This window comes from Symbiopectobacterium sp. (genome assembly GCF_047692315.1).
Taxonomy (GTDB): Bacteria; Pseudomonadota; Gammaproteobacteria; order Enterobacterales; family Enterobacteriaceae; genus Symbiopectobacterium.
The window spans coordinates 18,296-43,016 of the sequence record NZ_JBLLJS010000025.1 but is presented as its reverse complement, the minus strand read 5'-3'; the positions used below and the strand labels follow the sequence as shown (position 1 = coordinate 43,016).

General features: G+C 53.3%; 20 protein-coding genes and 5 pseudogenes. 15 read left to right on the top strand and 10 right to left on the bottom strand.

The window, feature by feature from the left end; genetic code table 11:
* Window positions 1-12: 12 nt before the first annotated feature.
* A pseudogene (locus ACMZI0_RS16010) lies at window positions 13-1,593 on the bottom strand (methyl-accepting chemotaxis protein).
* A 90-nt stretch (window positions 1,594-1,683) separates the two neighbouring features.
* Window positions 1,684-2,679 carry an alpha/beta fold hydrolase gene (locus ACMZI0_RS16005; RefSeq protein ID WP_415673707.1) on the bottom strand — a complete coding sequence of 332 codons (996 nt, stop codon included), beginning with the start codon at window positions 2,677-2,679 and terminating at the stop codon, window positions 1,684-1,686.
* A 405-nt stretch (window positions 2,680-3,084) separates the two neighbouring features.
* Between ACMZI0_RS16005 and ACMZI0_RS16000 the strand changes: the two genes are divergently transcribed.
* Window positions 3,085-3,588, top strand: coding sequence for a GNAT family N-acetyltransferase (locus ACMZI0_RS16000; protein ID WP_415673706.1), 504 nt, complete (start codon window positions 3,085-3,087; stop codon window positions 3,586-3,588).
* Between the two features lie 49 nt (window positions 3,589-3,637).
* Here the strand turns inward: ACMZI0_RS16000 and rraB are convergent, their stop codons facing one another.
* Window positions 3,638-4,063, bottom strand: a complete 426-nt coding sequence (gene rraB / locus ACMZI0_RS15995) for a ribonuclease E inhibitor RraB (RefSeq protein WP_415673705.1) — start codon at window positions 4,061-4,063, stop codon at window positions 3,638-3,640.
* A 163-nt stretch (window positions 4,064-4,226) separates the two neighbouring features.
* Between rraB and argF the strand changes: the two genes are divergently transcribed.
* Entirely contained in the window at window positions 4,227-5,234 is a 1,008-nt protein-coding gene (gene argF, locus ACMZI0_RS15990) for an ornithine carbamoyltransferase (protein ID WP_415673704.1), read from the top strand.
* A gap of 21 nt (window positions 5,235-5,255) precedes the next feature.
* Here argF and ACMZI0_RS15985 read toward each other — a convergent pair whose 3' ends face one another.
* Window positions 5,256-6,266 carry a LacI family DNA-binding transcriptional regulator gene (locus ACMZI0_RS15985; RefSeq protein WP_415673703.1) on the bottom strand — a complete coding sequence of 337 codons (1,011 nt, stop codon included), beginning with the start codon at window positions 6,264-6,266 and terminating at the stop codon, window positions 5,256-5,258.
* 242 nt (window positions 6,267-6,508) lie between these two features.
* Window positions 6,509-6,977, bottom strand: a pseudogene (locus ACMZI0_RS15980) (YhcH/YjgK/YiaL family protein).
* A 458-nt stretch (window positions 6,978-7,435) separates the two neighbouring features.
* On the opposite strand from ACMZI0_RS15980, the gene pyrB reads away from it, so the two are divergent.
* The 9 genes and pseudogenes from pyrB (at window position 7,436) to dkgA (ending at window position 16,691) form a co-directional block, all read left to right on the top strand.
* Window positions 7,436-8,371, top strand: coding sequence for an aspartate carbamoyltransferase (pyrB, locus tag ACMZI0_RS15975; protein WP_415673702.1), 936 nt, complete (start codon window positions 7,436-7,438; stop codon window positions 8,369-8,371).
* 14 nt (window positions 8,372-8,385) lie between these two features.
* The gene (pyrI, locus tag ACMZI0_RS15970) at window positions 8,386-8,850 is read left to right on the top strand and encodes an aspartate carbamoyltransferase regulatory subunit (protein ID WP_415673701.1); all 465 of its coding nucleotides are present in this window, start codon (window positions 8,386-8,388) and stop codon (window positions 8,848-8,850) included.
* 140 nt (window positions 8,851-8,990) lie between these two features.
* A complete protein-coding gene (gene ridA, locus ACMZI0_RS15965) occupies window positions 8,991-9,377 on the top strand; it encodes a 2-iminobutanoate/2-iminopropanoate deaminase (protein ID WP_195314357.1) in 387 nt (128 codons plus the stop codon).
* A gap of 387 nt (window positions 9,378-9,764) precedes the next feature.
* Window positions 9,765-11,684, top strand: a pseudogene (gene nrdD, locus ACMZI0_RS15960) (anaerobic ribonucleoside-triphosphate reductase).
* Window positions 11,685-11,789: 105 nt separating this feature from the next.
* Entirely contained in the window at window positions 11,790-12,254 is a 465-nt protein-coding gene (gene nrdG, locus ACMZI0_RS15955) for an anaerobic ribonucleoside-triphosphate reductase-activating protein (protein ID WP_415673700.1), read from the top strand.
* Between the two features lie 42 nt (window positions 12,255-12,296).
* Window positions 12,297-13,310, top strand: a pseudogene (locus ACMZI0_RS15950) (TRAP transporter large permease).
* Window positions 13,311-13,502: 192 nt separating this feature from the next.
* Window positions 13,503-14,696, top strand: coding sequence for a cystathionine beta-lyase (metC, locus tag ACMZI0_RS15945; protein ID WP_415673699.1), 1,194 nt, complete (start codon window positions 13,503-13,505; stop codon window positions 14,694-14,696).
* 237 nt (window positions 14,697-14,933) lie between these two features.
* Entirely contained in the window at window positions 14,934-15,593 is a 660-nt protein-coding gene (locus ACMZI0_RS15940; protein WP_415673698.1) for a DedA family protein, read from the top strand.
* Window positions 15,594-15,848: 255 nt separating this feature from the next.
* Window positions 15,849-16,691: a 2,5-didehydrogluconate reductase DkgA gene (gene dkgA, locus ACMZI0_RS15935; RefSeq protein ID WP_415673697.1), complete on the top strand. Its 843-nt coding sequence runs from the start codon at window positions 15,849-15,851 to the stop codon at window positions 16,689-16,691.
* A 467-nt stretch (window positions 16,692-17,158) separates the two neighbouring features.
* On the opposite strand, the gene ACMZI0_RS15930 is transcribed toward dkgA, so the two are convergent.
* Both ACMZI0_RS15930 and ACMZI0_RS15925 read right to left on the bottom strand, forming a co-directional pair.
* Window positions 17,159-17,752, bottom strand: a complete 594-nt coding sequence (locus tag ACMZI0_RS15930; protein ID WP_415673696.1) for a GntR family transcriptional regulator — start codon at window positions 17,750-17,752, stop codon at window positions 17,159-17,161.
* Window positions 17,749-17,892, bottom strand: coding sequence for a hypothetical protein (locus tag ACMZI0_RS15925; protein ID WP_415673695.1), 144 nt, complete (start codon window positions 17,890-17,892; stop codon window positions 17,749-17,751). Before ACMZI0_RS15925 ends, ACMZI0_RS15930 begins: the two co-directional genes overlap by 4 nt.
* Window positions 17,893-18,747: 855 nt before the next feature.
* Between ACMZI0_RS15925 and ACMZI0_RS15920 the strand changes: the two are divergent.
* Window positions 18,748-18,996, top strand: a pseudogene (locus tag ACMZI0_RS15920) (cytosine permease); the annotation flags it as partial.
* Window positions 18,997-19,142: 146 nt separating this feature from the next.
* Complete coding sequence (locus ACMZI0_RS15915; protein WP_415673694.1) at window positions 19,143-19,778, top strand: PfkB family carbohydrate kinase; 636 nt, start codon at window positions 19,143-19,145, stop codon at window positions 19,776-19,778.
* Window positions 19,779-19,791: 13 nt separating this feature from the next.
* On the opposite strand, the gene ACMZI0_RS15910 is transcribed toward ACMZI0_RS15915, so the two are convergent.
* On the bottom strand, window positions 19,792-20,685 hold the full coding sequence (locus ACMZI0_RS15910; protein WP_415673693.1) for a LysR family transcriptional regulator: 894 nt from the start codon (window positions 20,683-20,685) through the stop codon (window positions 19,792-19,794).
* A 101-nt stretch (window positions 20,686-20,786) separates the two neighbouring features.
* On the opposite strand from ACMZI0_RS15910, the gene ACMZI0_RS15905 reads away from it, so the two are divergent.
* Together ACMZI0_RS15905 and ACMZI0_RS15900 are read left to right on the top strand one after the other, a co-directional pair.
* A complete protein-coding gene (locus tag ACMZI0_RS15905; protein WP_415673692.1) occupies window positions 20,787-21,293 on the top strand; it encodes a phenolic acid decarboxylase in 507 nt (168 codons plus the stop codon).
* A gap of 30 nt (window positions 21,294-21,323) precedes the next feature.
* Window positions 21,324-22,358, top strand: a complete 1,035-nt coding sequence (locus tag ACMZI0_RS15900; protein ID WP_415673691.1) for an alpha/beta hydrolase fold domain-containing protein — start codon at window positions 21,324-21,326, stop codon at window positions 22,356-22,358.
* Window positions 22,359-22,408: 50 nt separating this feature from the next.
* On the opposite strand, the gene ftsP is transcribed toward ACMZI0_RS15900, so the two are convergent.
* Window positions 22,409-23,815, bottom strand: a complete 1,407-nt coding sequence (gene ftsP / locus ACMZI0_RS15895) for a cell division protein FtsP (RefSeq protein WP_415673690.1) — start codon at window positions 23,813-23,815, stop codon at window positions 22,409-22,411.
* A gap of 59 nt (window positions 23,816-23,874) precedes the next feature.
* Window positions 23,875-24,612, bottom strand: a complete 738-nt coding sequence (locus ACMZI0_RS15890; RefSeq protein WP_415673689.1) for a 1-acylglycerol-3-phosphate O-acyltransferase — start codon at window positions 24,610-24,612, stop codon at window positions 23,875-23,877.
* Between the last annotated feature and the right edge of the window lie 109 nt (window positions 24,613-24,721).

Genomic DNA, 24,721 nt, shown 5'->3' with positions numbered 1-24,721 from the left:
TTTATCTACCGATTAACACGCGCCCACCAGTGCCACGGGTGACGCCACAGAGAACAACCCATTATCGGAAACATGCTCATCATCGAGTTGAAAACTGGCGATAGCGTGCTGCAAGTGACAGACCTGCTCCTGCAACGAACCCGCTGCCGTCACCACCTCGGCCACCAGCCCGGCGTTCTGTTGTGTCACGCCATCCATTTGATTAATGGCGATGTTGATTTGCGAGATACCCCGGCTTTGCTCACCGGATGCCATCATGATTTCATCCATGATATCCGCCACTTTCTTCACATCATCCAGCACTTCGCTCATGGTTTTTCCTGCCACTTCTACCAAGCCTGCACCTTGCTGAATGCTGGTGAGCGAGTTATCAATCATCGAACCAATTTCTCGGGCTGCCGTAGCGCTACGCGGCGCCAGAGTTCGCACTTCGGTGGCAACCACAGCAAACCCTTTGCCCTGCTCTCCGGCGCGCGCGGCTTCCACTGCCGCATTGAGCGCAAGCAGGTTGGTTTGGAATGCAATACCGTCGATTACCCCGACACTTGGCGGAACTGCGCTAGATGGTGCGCATGGTATCCACCACTTCGGATACCACGCCGCCGCCACGTGCCGCCGAGGCAGAAGCCTTCTGCGCCAGATCGTTGGCTTTACGCGTGTTATCTTCGTTATTGCTTACCGTCGAGAGAATCTGCTCCATACTTGAAGCCGTTTCATCCAGCGATGCGGCCTGCTGCTCAGTACGGCTGGAGAGATCGATATTGCCGGAAGCAATTTCGCCGACACCAACGCCGATCGCATCGGTACCGTTACACACCACACGCACCATATTCTCCAGCCCGTCACGCATACGCTGAGCGGCACCAAACAGTTGCGCGATCTCATTTTTACCCTGCATTTCAAAGCGAGCGCGCAGATCGCCTTGTGCAATACAATAGCCTGATTCAATGGCTTGACGACCAGATGCGTCATCACCAGCCAGGCGAGCAACGCCAATACCAACGCCAGCGCAATCGCCACCGTCAGCATGATTTCCATGCGGTTAATACTGGCGTTGGAGGCAGTGTAGGCATCATCGATATTCTGACGTTTGAACTGCACCAGTTTCTTGGCAGCAGCATCAAAATCGGCATAGAGCACGGTAGATTTTCCCGCGTGCTGGCGATATTCATCCAGATTTCCGGCTTCCAGCGCGGCAAGTGCTGGCGTGATAAAGGTGGTCATCAGCGTTTCACGCTTGCTGGCCATCTCGGTGGAAATCGCCTTCTCCTGCTCTGCCTGCGGGTAGGTCAAATACTCTTGCCATTCGTCGATTTTCCCTTTGGCGCGCTTTAATGCCACCGTTGCCGCGTCCTGCGAACCGTTGCTCATCAGCGATTCATACAAACGCAGATCGAGACGCGCGCGCAGCAGTAGTTCCGAGCTTTCATTTAACGCGACCAGGCCGGGCAACACTTCTTTATCGACCCTGGCGAAGGAGTGATTCCCTGATTGGGCTGCAAACAGCCCCAGCATACCGACAAACAGCAACAGCGCTGTCAACGATAAGACCATGATGCTGAGCGTAGTGCGGATCTTTATCTTACGAAACATACATTGTCCCTATTGTTTGGTCATCAAGAGAAAGCCGGGCAGGCACGCCGCGCTTCATAGCGGACGTGCCTGCGCAGAAAAAAACCTCAGTTATTTATGGGAAGGGGTTTGCGCCAGGAATTCACCCAGCGCATCGCGATAGAATCGGGCGGACATCATGGTCCCGTGGCCGCTGGTTTGCGCACTCGCCGGAATCAAGAACAGCGATGCCTGTTTGACCTTTTTCAACGCCGGCTCCAACGAGCCGATTTCCACCGGATTGCGTTCGTCATCAGCGGAGTTGATCACCAGCATCGGGGCCTTGATGCGTTCCAAACCGGGCATGGCGTTATAATCCGCAGAGGAGTTCCAGATATAGATGAAGTCATTGGCATCACTGGTCACCGGTGCAGCCAGACGCGCATCCGCCAGTTCACGCGTCGGCGCTTTACTCTGGTAAGCCAGGGTGCCGCCCGTTGTGGCGATGTTGAACATGATATTGGCAGTCTGTAATGCCGGAGGTTGGGTTTGATAATCGCCGTTTTTCCAGGCCGGATCGCGTTTGATGGATTCGATCAGCATACGGCGCAGCATCCAGTTACAGCCTGACAACGCATTGGGCTGTGACGCCATCAGCACCAGCGCATCCATCATATCCGGATATTTTTGCCCCCACAGCCAGGTGTGCATGCCGCCCATGGAGTAGCCCATAACCAGTCGATATTGCGCCAGCACCATATCATCGTAATTATATTGTGGGAATTGGGTGCGCAAACCATCGGAGGGCTTAGAGGATTTCCCCGAGCCAATGCTTTCGGGAATGATAATAAAGTGTTTCGTCACATCCAGCGGTTGGCCCGGCCCAAACAATTCGCCGCCAAATCCGTCTGCCAACAGCGCACTGACAGGCTGATTGGTGCCGTGCAGCAGCACCGCAGGCTTACTGCGATCGCCCAGCGTGTAATAGTGCAGGCGGAGATCACTACGCGTTTCACCGGTATGAAAACGAAACTCGGCAGGCCGCCAGTCGCCTTCTTGGGGTTGCGGGAGTTGTGCAAAAGAGAAAGAGGAGAACACTAACAGCAACAGGCTAATCCAGCCTGACAACTATGCGATGGGCCATACTACTCGTCATCCATAAGGGTAAATGGATTTCAATAATAATGTGTCCCAGGTCACATCCCAATATCGATCGCAGGCTAACTATTAAATAACAATAATATATTATCATAAGGTAAATTCTGGCACATCCTACATAATCGGATAACAATCATTATGTTATGATTAAGGAAAGGAAAAAACAGCTATACCCAGAAAATAACTGTGCCTAATCCATTAGACAAGCATAAAATTAACGGACAAAAAACCAACACAACGGATTGTGAGCGTCATTGCTCACGGTGAGGCTGCCCGTGACCGACACCCATTAACCCGGTATTGCACAAAAACCCTGTTCAATGGTATTACAGCGTAAGAAAACGTAACCAGCCTCTATCAGCAAGAGTAAGCACCATGGCAACCGCCCTTCCCCTTTCTCTGCGGATGCGCCCCATTACCGCACAGGATAATGCTGCCATTGCGGCAGTGATCCGCCGTGTTTCTGCGGAATTTGGACTGACGGCAGATAAGGGATATACGGTCTCTGACCCCAATCTGGATAACCTGTTTCAGTTGTATAACCACCCAAACAGCGCCTACTGGGTCATTGAATATGAAGGAGAGGTGGTCGGCGGCGGCGGTATCGCCCCCTTGCAGGAGGGAGAAGCTGACGTGTGTGAACTGCAAAAGATGTATTTTCTGCCGGTATTACGCGGCAAGGGGCTGGCGCGCCAACTGGCACTGCAAGCGCTCTACTTCGCTCGCCAAAAAGGATTCCGCCGCTGCTATCTGGAAACCACCAGCACACTGACGCAGGCGATTGCGCTGTATCGGAAACTGGGGTTCGAACACATTCCGCACGCCATGGGCAATACCGGCCACGGCGACTGTGAAGTCACCATGCTAAAGCAACTCTGAAACAGGGTGCCGAAGGACCTTCGGCACCCCCCGTAATAGCAGAGAGGAATTAATGACGTTTGCCGTCATCGTCCTCATCATAAAAATCGTCGTCTTCACCTTCTTCGCCGTCTTCACCATCCGGATCTTCAAAGTAGGTGCCCCAACCATCGTAATTGACGTTGTGACGTGCTGCCAGCCCGATTAACTGTTCTACCTGCTCATCGATCAGTTCAGCATTGAGCGCAACTTCGCTAATGGCATCACAGCACATCAGCAGCTTGCCCTCTTCAACCTCCAGCTCTTCTGCATCCGTCACTTCGTAACCCATTTTGAAGGCATCGACTGCCACTTTTTCCAACGCGTCGAAGTTCTCCGCCGAAAAGTGGTGTTCGATGGTATACAGTGCGTCCGGATCGCTGCCATCATCGAGTAATTCTTCGATGATCAGGCGCGTTTCTTCCCGTTGCTCTTCCAGTAAATCGCGGTTTGCCATGAGTCTATCCCCCGTTAATCTCTACGTTATTGCCGTATTCTCCCACACCCCCGACGCCCTCTCCACCATAAAGTTTGACGCCGCCCCTTGAAATTGAATAATTACACATATAAAGTGAATTTTAATTCAACCGACAGCATTGAGCCACATGGAGATAACTACAATGAACTCGTTTCACCAGCGTCACTTCTTAAGATTAATGGATTTTTCCCCCGCTGAGATCGGCGCACTGTTAACCTTATCTGCCCAACTGAAAGCCGACAAAAAGAACGGCACCGAAAAACGCTACCTGCAAAATAAAAACATCGCACTCATCTTCGAAAAAGATTCGACACGTACTCGTTGCTCTTTCGAAGTTGCTGCATACGATCAGGAAGCACACGTGACTTACCTCGGCCCGAGCGGCAGCCAGATCGGCCATAAAGAGTCGATGAGGGATACCGCCCGCGTGCTGGGCAGAATTTATGATGGCATTCAATACCGTGGTTACGGTCAGGCACTGGTGGAAACGCTGGCGGAATATGCAGGTGTGCCGGTTTGGAACGGCCTGACTAACGAGTTTCACCCCACGCAGCTGTTGGCTGATTTGCTCACCATGCAGGAACATCTGCCTGAACGCGCCTTCAGCGACATGACGCTGGTCTACGCGGGCGATGCGCGCAACAACATGGGCAACACCATGCTGGAAGCCGCTGCCCTGACTGGATTGGATCTGCGTCTGGTCGCCCCCAAAGCCTGCTGGCCTGACGCCAACCTGGTGGCCGAGTGCCGCGCCGCCGCCGAATTGACTGGCGGAAAAATCACGCTGACCGCAGATATCGCCGCGGGCGTGGCCGGTGCTGATTTCATCTACACCGATGTGTGGGTTTCCATGGGAGAAGCCAAAGAGGTGTGGCAGGAGCGAATTTCGCTGCTAAAACCCTATCAGGTCAATATGGCGATGATCGCGGCCACCGGTAACCCACAGGTTAAATTCTTGCACTGCCTGCCCGCGTTTCATGACGATCAAACCACCATCGGCAAGCAGATAGCTGAGCAATACGGTTTGCACGGCGGCATGGAAGTCACAGATGAAGTGTTTGAATCCGCACACAGCATTGTGTTCGATCAGGCAGAAAACCGCATGCACACCATTAAAGCGGTGATGGTTGCCACACTCGGCCAGGAATAACCACCACGCTCCGAGCCATGCTTAGCGCCTGGCGACGGAGTCACGGATAACCAAATGACCTTGGTGTTGGCAGGGCGGTGTCGGCATGGCATCGCCTTCTGACGCCGCCACCAGGCGGCCAATCGCATCCTGAATTATGGCAGCAATCGGCACATGCACCGTCGTCAAGGCGGGGGAAAAGTAGCGCCCAATCAGCATGTCATCAAATCCGGCCAACGAGATATCCTGCGGTACACGCTTTCCGGCATCGAGAAACACCTTCGCCGCGCCAATCGCCATATCATCATTGGCCGCCAGCACGCAGGTGACGTCCACATTGCGCGCCAGCAGCGTTTTGGCGGCGCGATAACCGCTCTCTGGTGTCCACCAGTCCCCTTCCAAACGCAACGCCTCATCATGCTCGATACCTGCCGCTTTCAGCGTATCAAGGAACCCGGCAAGCCGCTGTTCACCAGACGGGGAACCGGGCAGCCCGGCAATAAAAGCGATGCGAGTATGCCCCTGATCGAGCAGATATTGCGTCATCAGTTGGCTGCTGTGGTAATGCTCAATATAGACGGCGTGATTCTGGTGATGGGGCAACTTACGGTTAATCACGATGATCGGCGTCTCGTACTGTTCGATCAGCGTTTCCAGCGCCTCTGCCGATAAGAATTTGGGGTAGACAATAATGGCTTCGCAGCGCAATGCCAGTAGCATGCCGATGGCATTGCGCTCATCCTGCGCACTGTTTTTACCATCCGCCAGAATCAGCTGACGCTGATGCTTTTCACTGCATGACGCCGCCTGATAAGTCATTTCTGAAAAAAACGGTCCCTGATACAGAGAATTGGTGATCACCAAACCAATGGAGTTGGTTTTGCGAGTTGCTAACTGGCGAGCAAGCAGGTTTGGGCTGAATCCGGTTTCCTCAATGGCACGAAACACGCGCTGCCGCATATCTTCACGTACCACGTTTTTACCGTTAAGCACGCGAGATACCGTCGCTTTAGAGACACCCGCCTTTTTCGCCACATCCAGTATTGTAACCATTTTTACTCCTTCCTTAATGGCGCGCGCAGCCACGGCGAGGCCATCATCAACTATCAGCGAGGAGACAGCACAACAGCGCTCCCCAGCGTTACACGATGAGCATAAACCGCCGCATCACTGAACAGGACGATATTAATATCTATACAGGTGATTATGGATGAATTTACGGAGGGGGATCAAATATCCCGATGGCGCACCGTGCGCGGCACCGAACGTCATCGGCACCGCGCGCGGTTGCAAGATTACAGCACCAGTGAAGCGTCGATCTTCACTACGGCTTTGCATACGCGTGCAGGTTCACCTACCGCACATAGCGGCTTGTGCACTTCACCCGGGAAGAAGACGACAAAATCACCCGGTTGCATCACAAAGGTTTTTTCCTGCTCGCCCGCAGACAAAAATGCGATGTCTTTGTCCGCTAACCAGTCAGTGTCAGGCGTGCCAGCAGGCAGGTTGCTGAAGGTCATACCTTCTACGCCGTTGAGCACAATCTGAATATCCAGATATTTGGCATGGTATTCGGCACGACGTTGTTCAAACGCTTCAGTGCTGTCATTGGAAACCAGCACAAACACGTTGTTGCCGTCGACATCATGCTTGCCCAGCGGGGTATCGACCGTAATATTTGCTTTTACGTACTCGATCGCTTCGCGCAGTTTCGCAGGCAGATTAAGGAACCAATTCAAGATGGTGGATATTCCCGGTGATCATAGTAAGTCCTCTCGTGAAAAGTAAAACGTCGTTTTAGCGAACTTTATACTCCGCCACATGCATTCCCGCTAGTCTACAGTGGCAAAAGTGCTACCTGTCCCCTTTATTTTCCTTAGTCGAACGCGTAAGGTTTTTCGTAAGCAACCGATTGCCAACGCCTAAAAGTGCGACTATTGCGCATAAATTAGCGCTTGAAATAGCAAATCTCGCGCGTATAATATACCACAATTTGCCAGGAGGAACCATGTGCGCTTGCATCACCACATGCTGTATTTATCACGCTGCTGACCCCTTTTTTCGTCAGCGCGTCGCCTCTTTTCCGGCAATCACCGATCGTTTAAAAAAAGCCCCTCGTTGAAGGGGCTTTTTTTTGCCTGTCATACCGGGCAAACCTCGCCAGCCGACAGGCCGAGCGAGAGGAAGATGCTTCAGGGATAACCGTTGGGAGAAAAGCAAACATGGTCAATCCGCTTTATCAAAAACACATCATCTCGATTAACGACCTTACCCGTGAAGATTTGGAACTGGCGTTACAGGTGGCTGCCAGCCTGAAAGCCAAACCGCAGCCAGAGTTGTTAAAACATAAAGTGATCGCCAGCTGTTTCTTTGAAGCCTCGACGCGCACCCTGCTTTCTTTTGAAACCGCGATGCACCGTCTGGGCGCTTCCGTAGTCGGTTTTGCCGACAGCAATAACACCTCGCTCGGCAAGAAGGGCGAAACGCTGGCGGATACCATCTCAGTGATTGGTCATTATGTTGATGCCATTGTCATGCGCCATCCGCAGGAAGGGGCTGCACGCCTTGCCACTGAGTTCTCCGGCGGCATTCCGGTGCTCAACGCAGGAGACGGCGCCAACCAGCACCCGACACAAACCTTGCTCGACCTGTCCACCATTCAGGAAACCCAAGGGCGCTTGAATAACATCAATATCGCCATGGTCGGTGACCTGAAATATGGCCGTACCGTGCACTCTCTGACGCAGGCGCTGGCGAAATTTGACGGCAACCGCTTCTACTTTATCGCGCCAGACGCACTGGCGATGCCGGATTACATTCTGGCTATGCTGGAAGAGAAAAACATCACCTACAGCCTGCACACCAGCATTGAAGAGGTGGTGTCAGAGCTGGATATTCTGTACATGACGCGCGTGCAGAAAGAGCGCCTGGACCCGTCCGAATACATCAATATCAAGTCGCAGTTTGTGTTGCGCGCCGCCGATCTGAATGACGCTCGCAATAATCTGAAAGTGCTGCACCCACTGCCGCGCGTGGATGAGATAACGACGGATGTCGACAGCACGCCTTACGCCTATTACTTCCAACAGGCAGGCAATGGCATCTTTGCACGTCAGGCCCTGCTGGCGCTGGTATTAAATCGCGAACTGGTTCTGTGAGAGGGGAAAGCATCATGACTCAGGATAACAAATTACAGGTTGAAGCCATCAAACGCGGCACCGTTATCGACCATATCCCGGCGCAGGTTGGCTTCAAGCTGCTGACGCTGTTCAAACTGACCGCCACTGACCAGCGCATCACCATCGGGCTGAATCTGCCCTCTAATCATCTGGGGCGCAAGGATCTGATCAAGATAGAAAATATCTTCCTGACAGAGCAGCAGGCAAACCAGTTGGCTATCTATGCGCCGCAGGCCACCGTTAACCAGATTGATGACTACGCAGTGGTGCGCAAGCTGGTTCCCAGCCTGCCGGAACGTATTAATGGTGTGCTGACCTGCCCGAGCAGCAACTGCATCAGCCGCAGTGAGCCGGTCACCTCCTCATTCAGCGTCAAACAGCGCGATGGCGATGCGCACCTCAAGTGCAAATACTGCGAGAAAGAGTTTGAACGTCAGGCAGTGCTGGCCGACCGCTAAGCGGGCGATACGCGCCGCAGCATCAATGCCATTGCCTGCGCCGCGCTTTTCTGAATAATGGTAAGTTGTATCCCGCCCGGCGCAGGCCCGGCGGGAATTGTCCTTTCGAAAACAGCCACGTCGAAAATCCAGGAGAAGCCATGTCACGTAGCATCAGCACGGAACACGCCCCAGCCGCTATCGGCCCTTATGTACAAGGTGTCGATCTGGGCAGCATGATCATCACTTCCGGTCAGATCCCGGTAAACCCGAAAAGTGGCCTGATCGCCGAGGACATCGTCGCGCAAACGCGCCAGTCTCTTGAAAACGTGCAAGCGATTGTGGAAGCCGCGGGCCTGAAAGTGTCTGATATCGTGAAAACCACGGTATTCGTTAAAGACCTGCAAGACTTCGCTACCGTTAACGCCACTTACGAAGCCTTCTTTACCCAGCATCAGGCACCGTTCCCGGCGCGTTCCTGTGTGGAAGTGGCACGCCTGCCGAAAGATGTGAAGATCGAAATCGAAGCCATCGCGGTACGTCGTTAAGCGCAGACCATACACTCTGGGGCGGCACCTTCGCCCCCTTTACCCCGCTTCAGCCCACGAGATTATTTCCCTGCTTATTGTTATTTCCCTGCATTTATTATGCTTTTTTGTTCGTTATTTGCCTTAAGGCACAGTGATAAAAAACTACTAATAAAATCAATATATTATTTTTATCTCGCTCAAACGCACTGTGCACCCTTTCAACGTCGCTTGAAATTCTTTGTTCCAGGTCAATAAATCGCGAATTTCTTTTCACCCAAAACTACATATAGTGTCTATCATAATTACAGACACTACATGTAGCACTTATCCACAATCTCATCCACACCCCCCCGCAGCCCTTGTCCGCTGCGGATTTCGCTTGTGGACAACTCTGAGGAACGAACGTTGAAACCAGTAGTGATTAAACGGGACGGTTGCCAGGTGCCTTTTGATGAGATGCTCATCAAGCAGGCGGTCGAACGTGCTGCACATGCAGCAGGAGTTGATGATACAGATTACTGTGCAACCGTGGCCTGTGCGGTCGCTCAACAAATGCAAGGGAAAGCACGTGTGGATATCCGCGATATCCAGAACGCCGTTGAAAACCTGCTGATGTCTGGCCAGTATAAGCAGCTTGCACGTACCTACATTGAGTACCGTCACGATCGTGATGTCGCCCGCGAACAGCGCGGACGTTTGAATCAGGAAATTCGCGGTCTGGTTGAACAGAGCAACATGGCCCTGCTCAACGAGAACGCCAACAAAGACAGTAAAGTGATCCCAACCCAGCGCGACCTGTTGGCCGGGATCGTTGCCAAGCACTATGCCAAGCAGCATATCCTGCCGCGCGATGTGGTGCTTGCCCATGAGAGCGGAGAAATTCACTACCACGATCTGGACTATTCGCCCTTCTTCCCGATGTTCAACTGTATGCTGATCGATCTTGAAGGCATGCTGACCAAAGGATTCAAGATGGGTAATGGGGAGATTGAGCCACCCAAATCCATCTCCACTGCCACAGCGGTGACCGCCCAGATTATCGCGCAGGTCGCGAGCCATATTTACGGCGGCACCACTATTAACCGTATTGATGAAATTCTGGCACCGTTCGTCACCGCCAGCCATAAGAAGCACCGGGAGATTGCCGCTGAATGACACATTCCTAACGCCGAAGCCTATGCGCTGTCTCGTACCGAAAAAGAGTGCTACGACGCCTTCCAGTCGCTGGAGTATGAGGTCAATACGCTGCACACCGCCAACGGTCAAACACCGTTTGTGACCTTTGGTTTCGGCCTCGGCACCAGTTGGGAATCACGCTTGATTCAGCAGTCGATCCTGCGTAATCGCATTGCCGGGTTGGGCAAAAACCGTAAAACGGCGGTGTTCCCCAAACTGGTGTTCGCTATCCGCGACGGCGTCAATCACAAGGCCGCCGATCCGAACTACGATATCAAGCAACTGGCGTTGGACTGCGCCAGCAAGCATATGTACCCAGATATCCTCAACTACGATCAGGTGGTTGAAGTGACCGGCTCGTTTAAAACGCCGATGGGCTGCCACAGTTTCCTTGGGGTGTATGAGGAAGAGGGCAAACAGATTCATGATGGTCGCAACAACCTCGGTGTGATCAGCCTGAATCTGCCGCGCATCGCGCTGGAGGCTGAGCATAACGAAGAGCGCTTCTGGAACCTGTTGGATAATCGTCTGCAACTGGCGAAAAAAGCGCTGATGACGCGTATTGCTCGTCTGGAAAACGTCAAAGCCCGCGTCGCACCGATCCTGTATATGGAAGGTGCATGCGGTGTACGTTTGAAAGCCGACGACAACATTGCCGAAATCTTCAAAAATGGCCGTGCATCCATTTCTCTGGGCTACATCGGGATTCATGAAACCGTTAACGCTCTGTTCGGTTAACCAGACGCACTTATTCGACAATGAGCAACTGCGTGAGAAAGCTGTCGCCATCGTCGCACGCTTGAAAGCCGCGACGGAGCAGTGGAAAGAAGAGACGGGCTACGGCTTCAGCCTCTACAGCACGCCGAGCGAAAACCTGTGTCTGGGATTACAGCTATAGCCGTGTGCCCTATTACGGTACCAATACGCCGATCGATGAGTGTTATGAGTGTGGCTTCACCGGTGAGTTTGAGTGCACCAGCAAAGGCTTTACCTGCCCGAAATATGGCAATCACGACTCCGCTCGCGTATCCGTGACGCGTCGCGTATGCGGCTATTTGAGCGGTCCGGATGCACGTCCGTTCAACGCCGGGAAGCAGGAAGAAGTGAAACGCCGGGATCAAGCATCTCGGCAATGGTCAACTGGGCTAAGCGGCCCGCGCAGTGCCTGATGGTCGCAAGGACGCGGCCAACTTCGCACTTTTACCGGCGTCGACGGGATGCCGGCTATCTCTAACCAGCAAACAACGCCATACCATGAATTATCACCAGTATTACCCGGTTGACGTGGTCAACGGGCCCGGCACGCGCTGTACGCTGTTCGTTTCCGGTTGCGTGCATCAATACCCAGGTTGCTACAACAAAAGCACCTGGCGTCTCAATTCCGGCCTTCCTTTCACTCAGGCGCTGGAAGACCAGATTATTGCCGATTTGCAGGATACGCAGATTCCGCGCCAAGGCTTGACGCTCTCCGGTGGCGATCCGCTCCATCCGCAAAACGTACCGGACGTACTGCGTCTGGTGCAGCGTATTCGCGCCGAATGCCCCGACAAAGATATCTGGATGCGGACCGGCTACGTGCTGGCTGAACTCACCTCCGAGCAACAACAGGTCGTGGCGCTGATCAACGTGTTAGTAGACGGTAAATTTGTACAGGATCTCAAAGATCCTGCGTTAATCTGGCGCAGCAGCAGCAATCAGGTTATCCATCGTTTGCGATAACAGCGGCTGACTTAGCCAAGCGGCTCCGGCTCGAGCGGCGGCCTGTCGCTGGTGAATATTGTGGCTTCAACCTTCTTTGGTGCCATCTCCGGTTCATCGGTGGCGGACACTGCCTCCATCGGTTCAGTGATGATCCCAGAAATGGAAAAGAAAGGTTACCCGCGTGATTTTGCTGCTGCCGTGACCGCCAGCGGTTCGGTGCAGGCCATCCTCACACCGCCCAGCCATAACTCGGTCATCTATTCGCTGGCCACTGGCGGCACGGTGTCTATCGCTTCACTGTTCATCGCCGGTATCATGCCGGGCCTGCTGCTGAGCTTCACCATGATGGTGATGTGCGTGGGCTTTGCCCACAAACGCGGCTACCCTAAAGGCGAGAAGATCCCGTTCAAACAAGCGCTGAAGATTTTTGTGGATACCCTGTGGGGCCTGTGACCGTGGTGATCATCATGGGGGAGGATTCTCTCTGGGATCTTCACCGCCACCGAATCCGCGGCCATCGCTTGCGTATGGTCGTTCTTCGTCACCATGTTCATCTACAAGGATTACACCTGGACAGAGCTGCCGAAGCTGATGTACCGCACGGTAAAAACCGTCACCATCGTGATGATCCTGATCGGTTTTACTGCTGCATTCGGCGTTATCATGACCTATATGCAGTTACCGAGCCGCATTACCGAATTCTTTACCTCTATCTCGGATAACAAGTACGTCATTCTGATGTGGATCAACATCATGCTGCTGTTGGTTGGCACGTTGATGGACATGGCACCGCTGATCCTGACGCCTGTGCTGTTACCTGTCGCCATTTCACTCGGCGTCGATCCCGTACATTTCGGCATGATCATGCTGGTTAACCTGGGGATTGGTTTGATCACTCCGCCAGTAGGCTCCGTGCTGTTTGTTGCCAGCGCCGTCAGTAAACAGAAGATAGAACAGGTGGTGAAAGCTATGCTGCCCTTCTACTGCGGCCTGTTCTTCGTCTTGATGTTGGTCACCTACATTCCCGCCATTTCCCTGTGGCTGCCCAAGTTTTTCGGCGTCCATACCGGGTAAGTTCGCATCAATTCCGCCAGCCCTTCGTGCAAGACGGGCTGGCACTTCCTCCGAGCTCGCCAGCATGACGTCACTCCATCCTTCGGAAAAACAGTGACTCTGACCATTTTTCCCTCAGGGTAAAAAACGCCATCCCCCTCGTCGTCGCGCCATGTTAACGTAGACCTTTCCGTTACCTTTGGTGAAACAGACATGAGCAGCAAGAAAACAGCAACGGCGCTGGTCGCCGCAGGACGCAGCAAAAGATACACTCAGGAATCGGTCAACAGCGTTATTCAACGCGCCTCATCTCTGATTTTTGAGACGGTTGCAGACAAGAAGCAGGCAACCATCAACCGGGCCAAAGGGCGTCTGTTCTACGGACGTCGCGGCACACTGACGCACTTCTCGTTACAGGAAGCGATGACGGAGCTGGAGGGCGGCGCAGGTTGTGCGCTTTACCTATGCGGCGCAGCGGCGATCACCAATGCGATACTCTCTTTTGTGTCAGGCGGGGATCATGTGCTGGTTACCGGTTCCGTCTATGAACCGACGCAGGCTTTCTGTGATAACGTCCTGAGCAAGTTTAATGTCGCCACCACCTATTTTGATCCGCTTATCGGTGCTGGTATTGCCGACCTGATTCAGGAAAACACCAAAGTGGTGTTCCTCGAATCTCCCGGTTCAATCACCATGGAAGTGCACGATGTCCCTGCCATCGTCAGCGCTGTGCGGCGCGTTAACCCTGATATTGTGATCATCATGGATAACACCTGGGCGGCGGGCATTCTGTTTAAAGCGCTCGAGTTCGGTATTGATATCTCCGTGCAGTCCGGCACCAAGTATATCGTCGGCCACTCCGATGCCATGCTGGGTACCGCCGTTGCCAACGCACGCTGCTGGGATCGACTGCGTGAGTATTCCTATCTGATGGGACAAATGGTCGATGCCGATACCGCTTACGTCGCCAGCCGTGGCCTGCGCACCCTCGGGGTTCGCCTCAAGCAGCATCAGGAGAGCAGCCTGCGTATCGCCCACTGGCTCGCTGAGCGGCCGGAAGTGGCGGTGGTAAACCACCCTGCTCTGCCAAGCTGTAAAGGGCATGAGTTCTATGTCCATGATTTCACAGGATGTAACGGATTATTTTCCTTTGTGCTGAAGCAAAAGCTGAGCAAGGAACAGCTGTCTGACTATCTGGATAATTCCGCCCATTTCAGCATGGCCTACTCCTGGGGCGGTTTCGAATCCCTGATTTTTGCCAATCAGCCGGAAGATCTGGCTGCTATTCGTCCCGCTGGCGGCGTTGATTTCACCGGCACACTTATTCGGTTACATATCAGGCTTGAAGACTGTGATGATCTGATCGATGATTTGACGGCCGGATTCAACAGAATTCACAAAGTGTGACGGCGATATCCCTTGATATGGCTGCGGTGGTGTGTATAAAGCGTGTATGATGAACGGAATAAGTAAGACAAAAAAACCGCTTTATATGAATAACACAACTTATGCCGCCGAGAGGCGTTCGTATTGGCGACACTAAGTTCTTGGCCCTACGCTATTGCTTAGCGACACAGATTGATCCGTTCGGCGTTTGTGCGAGCGCGGTTGTACTTTGGGCCCCTACACCTGGCAGGAAGTAATATGAGTGTGGTTCACGACATCATTCAGGCGCTGTGGCAGCAAGATTTCAGTGCGTTGGCCGACCCCAATGTTATCTGGGTTATCTACGGCATTCTTTTCACGACATTATTTCTGGAAAATGGCTTGCTGCCGGCATCTTTTCTGCCGGGAGACAGCCTGCTGCTGCTCACCGGCGCTATGATCGCCAAAGGCGTGATGAGTTTCGTGCCCACCATGTTACTGCTTACCATCGCAGCCAGTCTCGGCTGTTGGCTCAGCTACCTGCAAGGTCGCTGGTTAGGAGATACGCGCATTGTTAAAGGGTGGCTGCTGCAACTGCCCGCACACTATCACCAGCGTGCCTACCACATGTTCCACCGCCACGGTCTGATGGCATTGCTGATTGGCCGTTTTCTGGCCTTTATCCGCACGCTGTTGCCGACCATAGCAGGTATTTCCGGCCTCAACAGCCTTCGTTTTCAGTTGTTCAACTGGTTGAGCGGCTTTTTGTGGGTGTTTGGTATTGTCACACTGGGCTATGCCATTAGCCATGTGCCACTGGTCAAGCGTTATGAAGACCAGGTCATGACCTCCCTGATCATTCTCCCCATTGTTTTACTGATCAGTGGATTGGTTGGCATGCTGGTGATGCTGTGGCATAAAAGGCGCTCCGCTGCCTAACGCGCCCTCTCTTTCCGACTATTCCGCAGCGGTACCCGCTGTTCTCTGATTTTCTTGATGTTATTCGCAAGAAAGGTAGGTACCGCTAAATCCCCTCGCCGCTTTGCGGCTATTTTCGGCTAGACTTAACCGACATGTCCTATCGATTACGAACAGGGTTGAAGGGATCCCATTCATCACCGTATCCGGTGGCTGAACACTAACCGAGCCCTTGCCTACCTCGGCAGGGATGATTCTCGAATAAAGGAGAATGACATGACGACGCAACCCATGATCAAACTGGCCGATGGCAACATTATGCCGCAGCTCGGCCTGGGAGTGTGGCAAGCAACACACGATCAAACGGTGGCCGCCGTGACCGATGCGCTAGACACCGGCTACCGGGCCATTGATACCGCTGCGATTTACAAAAATGAGGCTGGCGTCGGAGAAGCGCTACAGGCCAGCACCTTGCCCCGCGATCAACTTTTTATCACCACCAAACTGTGGAATACCGATCAGTCCGATCCGCAAAAAGCCCTGGAAGAAGAGAGCCTACAAAAATTGCGGCTGGATTTTGTCGATCTTTATCTGATCCACTGGCCGGTACCGGATCAGGATACCTACGTCGATGCCTGGCGCGGCCTGCTGCGTTTGCAGGAACAAGGTCTGACAAAAAGTATTGGCGTCAGCAATTTTCACCCGCACCACTTACAGCGCCTTAAAGCTGAAACGGGCGTCTTCCCGGTGATTAATCAGGTTGAACTGCATCCTCTGTTTCAGCAACGCCAATTACACGCCTGGAATGCCACACACCAGATCCAAACCGAGTCCTGGAGCCCGTTGGCACAAGGCGGTGAAGGCGTATTTGATCAACCGCTGATCCGACAACTGGCGCTGAAATACGGCAAAACGCCGGCGCAGATCGTGATCCGCTGGCATTTAGATTCCGGCCTGGTGGTGATCCCTAAATCGGTTACGCCCACGCGTATCCGAGAAAATTTCGACGTGTTCGATTTCCGTCTCGACAAAGACGAGTTGGGAGATATCGCCAAGCTGGATTCTGGCAAACGGCTGGGGCCAGACCCTGATGTTCCACGCACCAATTTCCCAACCTAAAGACTAACGTTATCTCCGCCACTCCCCGGTGGCGGAAATCCCTTCTTTCCGTTGCATGTGCTTTCTCCCTGAGCAGCAGTATTAAATAACAATCATTTCGCTCAAATATCGTGAACAAACACCAAACAAGCGCTCCCTATTCGTTGCTCAGGTATAACCCCCACTCCATGATTCATGACGCAGTTTAGCTGTTCGTGTAATAACCCAAACATGGTGAATATGGAGATGTTACCGATGAAAAATGCAATCAACTATCTGTTTCTGATAGGCATACTAGGCTTTGCATCGGGGACCCACGCGCATATTGTGTGCAACAAATCAAACCCGTGGTGGCCTTATTGCAATGACCCGGCAACAGGGCCGGATGAGGGTACAGCAGAATGGGAACACTGCCGGGCTAGAGGCGGTTGTCAATAATCTGACGAGACAGCCAGCCTTATAAGCGATGAGGCTGGCTGAAAGACGGCTCAGTCCGATACCTGTATTTCGTAGATATCACTGCGACAATAAATTTCACAATACTCAAGCAAGCTATTTTGCGCATTGTAAGTATGCTGGCGATAAAACAGCAGTGGCATACCTGGCTGAATATTCAACAGCCGCGCCGTCTCAGCCTGACAAGCAATTGCCTTGATACGTACCTTCTTTTTCGCCGGGACAATCCCGCGCTCTGCCCAATATTGATGCGAGTGCTCCAGAATTTCCGGTGCAGGCAACAAATCCAACGGGATCCACGTGGTTTCCAGCGACACGGGCTCGCCGTTGATCAATCGCACACGCCGCAGTTTGGTCACACGCTCGCCTTTCAAAGCGGGCACGCTACTGGCGACCTCGTCCGGCAGAAGAACCGTGGTGCGCTCCAGCCAGCGATTACCCGCAACGCCACCTGCTTGCAACACTAACTTGGTGAACCCCGCCTCTTCATCATCCAACGAATAATCAAGATGCTGGCTAATACGCGTTCCGACGCCCTGCTGGCGCACAATCAATCCCTTTTCTTCCAACAGCGCAAAGAGCGGGAGACCGTAACGCGAGAAAGCCCCCAACTGCTGGGCAATCATACGTTCAGCAGGGAAGAACTGACCAGCAAGCTCTTTTTCTGGCTGATGCCCTGTTCCAAAATCATCGCCAATTGCATATAGCGCGGCGCTGAAGAGGGTTGCTCAAGTGTGTGCCTGACCCAACGAAATAGCTCCTGCATAGTACGGCCTTACTAGTGTTATTTTGCGCCACGAATAGCATACACCTAACAGGTATCAACATGGCGAGAGCAATTACCACGAGACAAGATTCAGGACTGGTATTGGTATCTCAATGGCATTTAATTAGACTTTCTTTTATACTGTGGATTGTATACATTAAATACAGACGTGCCAACACTAGGGGGTCATTTAGTTGACCATAAAACAGCGTCTCACGACACAGATCACAATAATCCCCTTGTTATTTAAGTATATCGTGCGATGAGAACAGCGCTCAGAGCGAAAAATGTCACCTGAGCACGTATGCCAGCCCTTGTTCCAATGGCATACGAAAGGACTCTTAGCAATACCAGGAAAATGCGCGAACGCGCCCTTGTTTATCGAATAAAGTGTTTATCGAAGAAGTCGTGCATTGAATAATACAATCAGAAATACAGTCCATTAACATGAAATGGCATAAATACAACACACAGCAATAAGCAGTAACAGGCAGTACTTGGTGCCCGACGTATTAGGCACATAACAACACCTTTAACAGCCGTTTTATGTTGTCACTCGGTATCACACGTTTTACCCACGCATGAACTGAGAAAAGGTGCAGTCATTCTGTTTTGGCTGCACCTTTATTTTTTTCTTACCGCCTTCCATCAGGGCGATCGCGATAACTTCTCCGTGCTACGCGCTTTCCACACACCACAGCTCAACAAACGCATTAAATTACTGTCTGTCCTGCCGTTCCGCTGCTATGTTTTAACATTGGACTCTCTCTTCGGCATGGCTGCCGTCATCTATCGTCACTGCATGACAGCCCTTTCCGCCACCCGCTTCATTAAGGCCAACAAGGAGCCGTCGTCATGGGTGAAACACAGCAGAATAAGACCTGGCAAGTTGAAAATACGGGAATCGATATTGTTCCTCCTACGGAACGCACAGGAAAACCGTTAGAACTGTTCTGGATTTGGTGCGCCGCGAATATTGGCATTCTTGGCATCGTGTATGGTGCAATCATCGTTTCGTTCGGATTATCGTTTATTCAGTCATTGCTCGCAGCCATTGCGGGCGTCACCAGCTTCGCGCTGGTGGGATATACCTCGTTTGCCGGGCTGATGGTCACCAGAACCGGTTTTATCGATGGCCCCTGGGCGACCGGTATCTTCGAAAACTCCAGCCTCGGGCTGTTTCTCTCCTTTAGCGTCAGCGGCGTGACTTACGGCCTTTACCTGTTGCTACAACCCCGGGAGAATCACTAATGCATGAGGGAAAAAACACCCGGCAAGTGCTGGTGATTGGCGGTGCCTGTGGCGATATGCTGCTGGGCGTTCCACGTATGCCGCTCAGTGGGGAAGACGTGGAAGCCAAAGACAACGGACTGCAAATCGGCGGCTGTGCTTTTAACGTGGCGCGCGTGCTCACGCGCCTTGGCGCTTCGGTGCTAAACGGCATGCCCGTGGGCAATGGCAACTGGGGCAATGCGGTGGAAACCGCCATGCAAGCACTGCACCTGCCAGTGCTTATGCGCCATCCTGACATGGACAACGGCTGGTGTCTGGCGCTGGCACAGCAGTACGCCGCACGCAGCGGGCTGACGTTGATTTGTCGCTTGGATAAGGAAGGGGCATGGATTTGCCCACCGGACAGTGCTCCAGAAGCCGTGGCGCCCTATCCGGTCACCGTAGTGGACAGCATTGGCGCGGGCGATGCGCACTGCGGCGGGTTGCTGGCTGGGCTTTCTGCGGGCTGGTCGCTAACAGAGTCTGTCGATCTGGCCAATCGGGTTGCCGCTTGCATGGTTGCCGTTCAAGGCTCATCACAGCCTCCCGATTGGAATACGCTACACGAATATTTCCCCGACGCTCCCCCGCTGCCAGCATTCTTAACGCGCTAAACCAGATGCAATCTTATTCGGTACGCCCCGTTTGGGGAGTACTGCGACTGGTGCGTCGAAACAGCGTCAGCAGGGTTTTCACCTGTTCATCCAGCGGAGCCAGTGCCCTCCGGACGATCAGGTGTAACGGTGTGGCGCGCCGCGTGCCGTGTCCTAACGCCAGCGTCTTTAACACACCCGACGCCAGCGGTGCTGTAATCCACTCCTCCGGTAACCAGCCATAACCAACCTGATGCATCACCGCTTCAATTGCCGATTCCACGGTGGAGAAAGTCCAATATTCGGTGGCCGCCGTTACCGCCAGCGGTAGGCTGTTCTCCCGGGAAGCAATTCTCACCAGCGGGTAGCGCAGCAGCGTTTCTTCGCGTAGCGGCGCTGGCTGCTGATGCAAAGGGTGATCGCGGTGCTCCACGGCAACAAAATCGATGTTCATCAGCCATTCGCCCCGCCCCATCATGTCTTCACGCCGCGTCAGCACCGCCACATCGGCATCAACGTCCCAAGGTTGATTCTCCAGTATCTCCGTCAGATGAACGTGGGTGTCGGGGTGTAACTGCTGAAACTCACGCAAAATGGCAAACAGCGTCTCGCGAGGAAATACGTTATCGACCACCAGATCGAGACGCGTACGTACACCGTTTTTAAGCGTAGCAGCCTGCGTCTCCACATAATGAAAGGCGTTGAGCAACGGTCTGACCTGCGCCAGCAGCAACGCCCCCGCCGGCGTTATCTCCGCCTTACGCCCCTTGGCCTCCAGCAATACTACGCCGAGGCGCTCTTGAAGCAGCGCCAGATTGTAGCTTACCGAAGACTGACTGCGGTGCGTCGCCTGCGCCGCGCGAGCAAAACTGCCCAGCTCAATCACCTTATCCAGCAGGAACCATTGTTCCAACGTCGTCTTGTGCATAATCAATCTAAATTTTGGATGAATTATATGGGAAATCAGCGTTATTAATTCATAGGGTGACGCAATATGATCCTGACATCAAGAACAAAAGGAGCAGGACCATGAGTACATTTGATAAGCACGATCTCAGCAATTTTGTCGGTAAATATCTGGTTTATACCTACGATAATGGCTGGAACTATGAAATTTACGTGAAGAACGACCACACGCTGGATTACCGCATTCACAGCGGCATCGTCGCCAACCGTTGGGTCAAGGACCAGTTTGCCCATATCGTTCGCGTTGCCCAGAGCGTCTATAAGATTTCCTGGACGGAACCTACCGGCACCGATGTCAGCCTGATTGTCAATCTGGGCGATCGTCTGTTCCACGGCACCATTTTCTTCCCGCGTTGGGTTATCAACGATCCGCAAAAAACTGTGTGCTTCCAAAACGATCACATCTCTACCATGCAAGCCTACCGCGCTGCGGGCCCGGCCTACCCAACGGAAGTGATCGATGAGTTCGCCACCATTACCTTTGTTCGTGACTGTGGCGCAAATAACGAGAGCGTGATCGCTTGCCCGGCCAGTGAACTGCCTGCCAATTTTCCTGAAAACCTGAAATAACCCCACGTCAGCGATCGCATAAGGAAGGTTATGAAAATAAAACAGATTGCCTTGATTGGCACGATAGTGACGGGCATCGCCTCCACATCCGCCTATTCCGCCCCACAACAACTGCCTGGATACGCATCCGGTGCCGAAGTGATTCAGATCCCGGTAACACGCGGGCAAGTCGACACGCTCAGTAACGTCGTCTACTCACAAATCAAAGGCACACGCTCAGTACACCAGCTAAAAATGTCATTGCTGGTGCCTCGAACCAATGTATTGAAACCTGCCATTGTCTACTTCCCGGGCGGCGGTCTTATTTCTGCTGAATATGAAAAATACACCGAAATGCGTCTGGCACTGGCACAAGCAGGTTTTGTCGTTGCGGCAGCAGAATATCACGTAGTACCGGATACCTTCCCTGCCCCAGTGCTTGATGGTAAGGCTGCCGTGCGTTATTTACGCGCACACGCGGCAGAATACGGCATTGATCCGCAACGTATCGGCGTGTTAGGTGATTCTGCCAGGGGCTATGTCGCACAGATGCTGGGAACCACAAACGATGAGAAAGCCTTCGATAAAGGGGAAAACCTCGATAAATCCTCAGATGTGCAAGCGGTTGCGACACTTTACGGTTTCTCAAATCTCTTAAACATTGGTGCCGGCTTCCCAGAGAATATACAAGAAGTACACCGTTCGCCCGCGTCAACCGAAGCGCTGCTGGTGCACGGCGCGGCATTCCGCGATTTCCCCGGTGCGGCAATCGGCAAGGATGAGAAAAAAGCCTCGTACGCTAGCCCAATGGGACACATCAACGGCAAAAAACCCCCGTTCCTGATCATGCACGGCAGCGCAGATACACTGGTGTCTCCGGTCCAAAGTGCTCAGTTGTTCAAGGCCTTAAAGCAGGGCGGAAATCCGGCAGAGTATGTGTTACTGGAAGGGGCAAATCACGGCGATTTGCCCTGGTATCAGGAGCCGCTCATTCATCGCGTGGTGGAGTGGTTCAAGCTGACGCTGAAGGTTGCTGAAACACAGCCCACCGTGACAACGCAAAGTAACCCGAACGCTAATCTATAGCGCAGAACGCTTGGGGGCTAGACGCCCCCTTGTGTTTTACCGCAGGAGTATCACTGCACCACCAACTGTCCGGTAGAACCACGATCCGCCATCTCCAGCGTGTGGCTGTAGTACAGGAACGGGAATGACGCTGATGACGATTGGGTGAAATAGACCAACAGTTCTGCGTCACCGTCCACCCACACCGTATCTTTCCAGCCGCTCTGATCGGCTGCCGGAGCAGCACCGTTGACGCTACGCACCAGGAACATCGCGCCCTGAATATGGAACGGCTGTGGAGAATCGGCATGAATAATCCAGCGTTCACAGCGCCCTTCTTGCGCCTGGACATCCGTGCGCGTCATATCCCACATCGCACCATTGATACCCGGCAAGCTATCACCCAGACGGAACTCCCGTGTCCGACTGATATTCGCGGGTAGCACGGTATCCGGTAGCAAACGGGCGGGCAGATTGTTGGTGACCAATGGCAACAAGCCGGTGGGTTTTAACGTCAGTATCTGCGTTGACACCAGAATACTGGAGGGCTCAAACAAACCGCGCAAGCGCTCCATCAGCGTGGCCGCATCGCCCGCCGTCAAGGTCACTTCCCCACCCTGAGACATATCAATCAGTATTTCTCGCCGCTCACCCGGCGCTAACGAAATCTGATTCAGCGCCAGCGGCAGCGGTAAAAAGCCCAAATCGCTGGCGACAAGGTACATCGGACGACCATCGCTTAAACGCATCACGTAGCGGCGCGCATTCGAAGCATTCAACAAACGCAGGCGTACCCAACCACGTGAGACTTCGACAAACGGCTCTTGTACGCCGTTCACCAGCAGCGTATCTCCAACAAACCCACCGCTACTGGGCGGGTTGTAGACCGGAACGCCAAAGTTATCCAGGCGCTTGTCCTGAATGATCAGCGGGAAGTCATCCACTCCGTAGTGGTTGGGAATCGGCAGGTTCTTGCTGGTGCTGTCTTCCACCAACCAAAGCCCGGCCAGCCCTTGATAAACGTGCGGCGCCATGCGATTTGGCGTGTTGGCGTGATACCAGCAGGTGGCAGCCGCCTGACGAATCGGCAGCACGGGGGCCCAGTCAGTTCCCGGAGAGATCATGCGCCCGGCACCGCCCATCAGCGGGCCAGGCACTTGCAAGCCACTGACAGTCATCGAGACCGGCTCATTCAGGCGGTTGCCGTAGATCAGTTTGACGTCATAGCCGCTGAACACCTTTACCGTCGGGCCGAGATAGCGTCCATTGACGCCCCACACCGAGGTTTTGCGGTCACCGGAAAACGCCCAGTGAGCACGCTGCATGGTCAAAAAAAGCGGCTGTCCGCGACGAGACTCCAACAGTGGCGGAATGGGTAACGCATTTTGCTTACCACTTGCCTGCGCCGTCGCAGGCAACGCGCCCGCACACACCATAAGCCCCGATGCCTGAATAAACTGACGGCGGCTGAGTGACATAAGAACTCCGTAATCTTGCTAACCGTATACATCCACCAACGCGGAGGACGTAAAAATCTTTAACGCTTCGCCGCTTTCTCCCGCTCAGCCACTTCGGCATCCAGCTCAGCCAGGCGCGCCGCCATCACATCATGACAGTGCGCGGCCAGTTCACGCACCTGCTCTTTACCATACGCAGACGTGTCAATCGGTGGCAGCATTTCAACAATCACATGACCGTTATTCCATCGGTTCAGTTTTACTTTGTTATGGGTATTGGTCACGCAAATCGGCACAATCGGTACACCGGCGCTGATAGCTGCATGGAAAGCGCCAGTTTTAAACGGCATTAGCCCACGACCACGGCTGCGCGTGCCTTCCGGAAACATCCAGATGGAGATATTGCGCTCTTTAATGTGTTGGACCACTTGCGCAATCATGCCGTGTGCCTTGGCGCGGTTTTCTCTGTCAATCAGCAAGTTACCCGCTAACCAATAGAGCGGCCCAAAGAAAGGGATCCACACCAGGCTTTTTTTACCGACCGTCACCGTGCCGGGCTGTACTGCATTCGATGCCGTCACCATATCGTAGTTGTTCTGATGGTTGGCAATATAAATGCAGTTACCGTAGTGTCCTGCATCTGCTGGCACTCTGACTTCCACTTTTAGGCCAAACAGGGTCGAAAGCCGCCCAAATGCATGGCCGAATGTCGCCACGTGGCGCGGATTCTTCGGGCTAAACAGGCAGTAAATCGTACCGAACAGACAAATCAGAATGGAAAAAATCACCACTACCACAAAACGGATAATGAATAACATAGCAACCTCATAAGCCAACCGCCGCCGCTAGTATAGCGACTTCGGCATAAAACACACGGGTAATCCTTTGCCGCGGCACCACACCATCAGCCAAGTGAGAAAGGGGGAG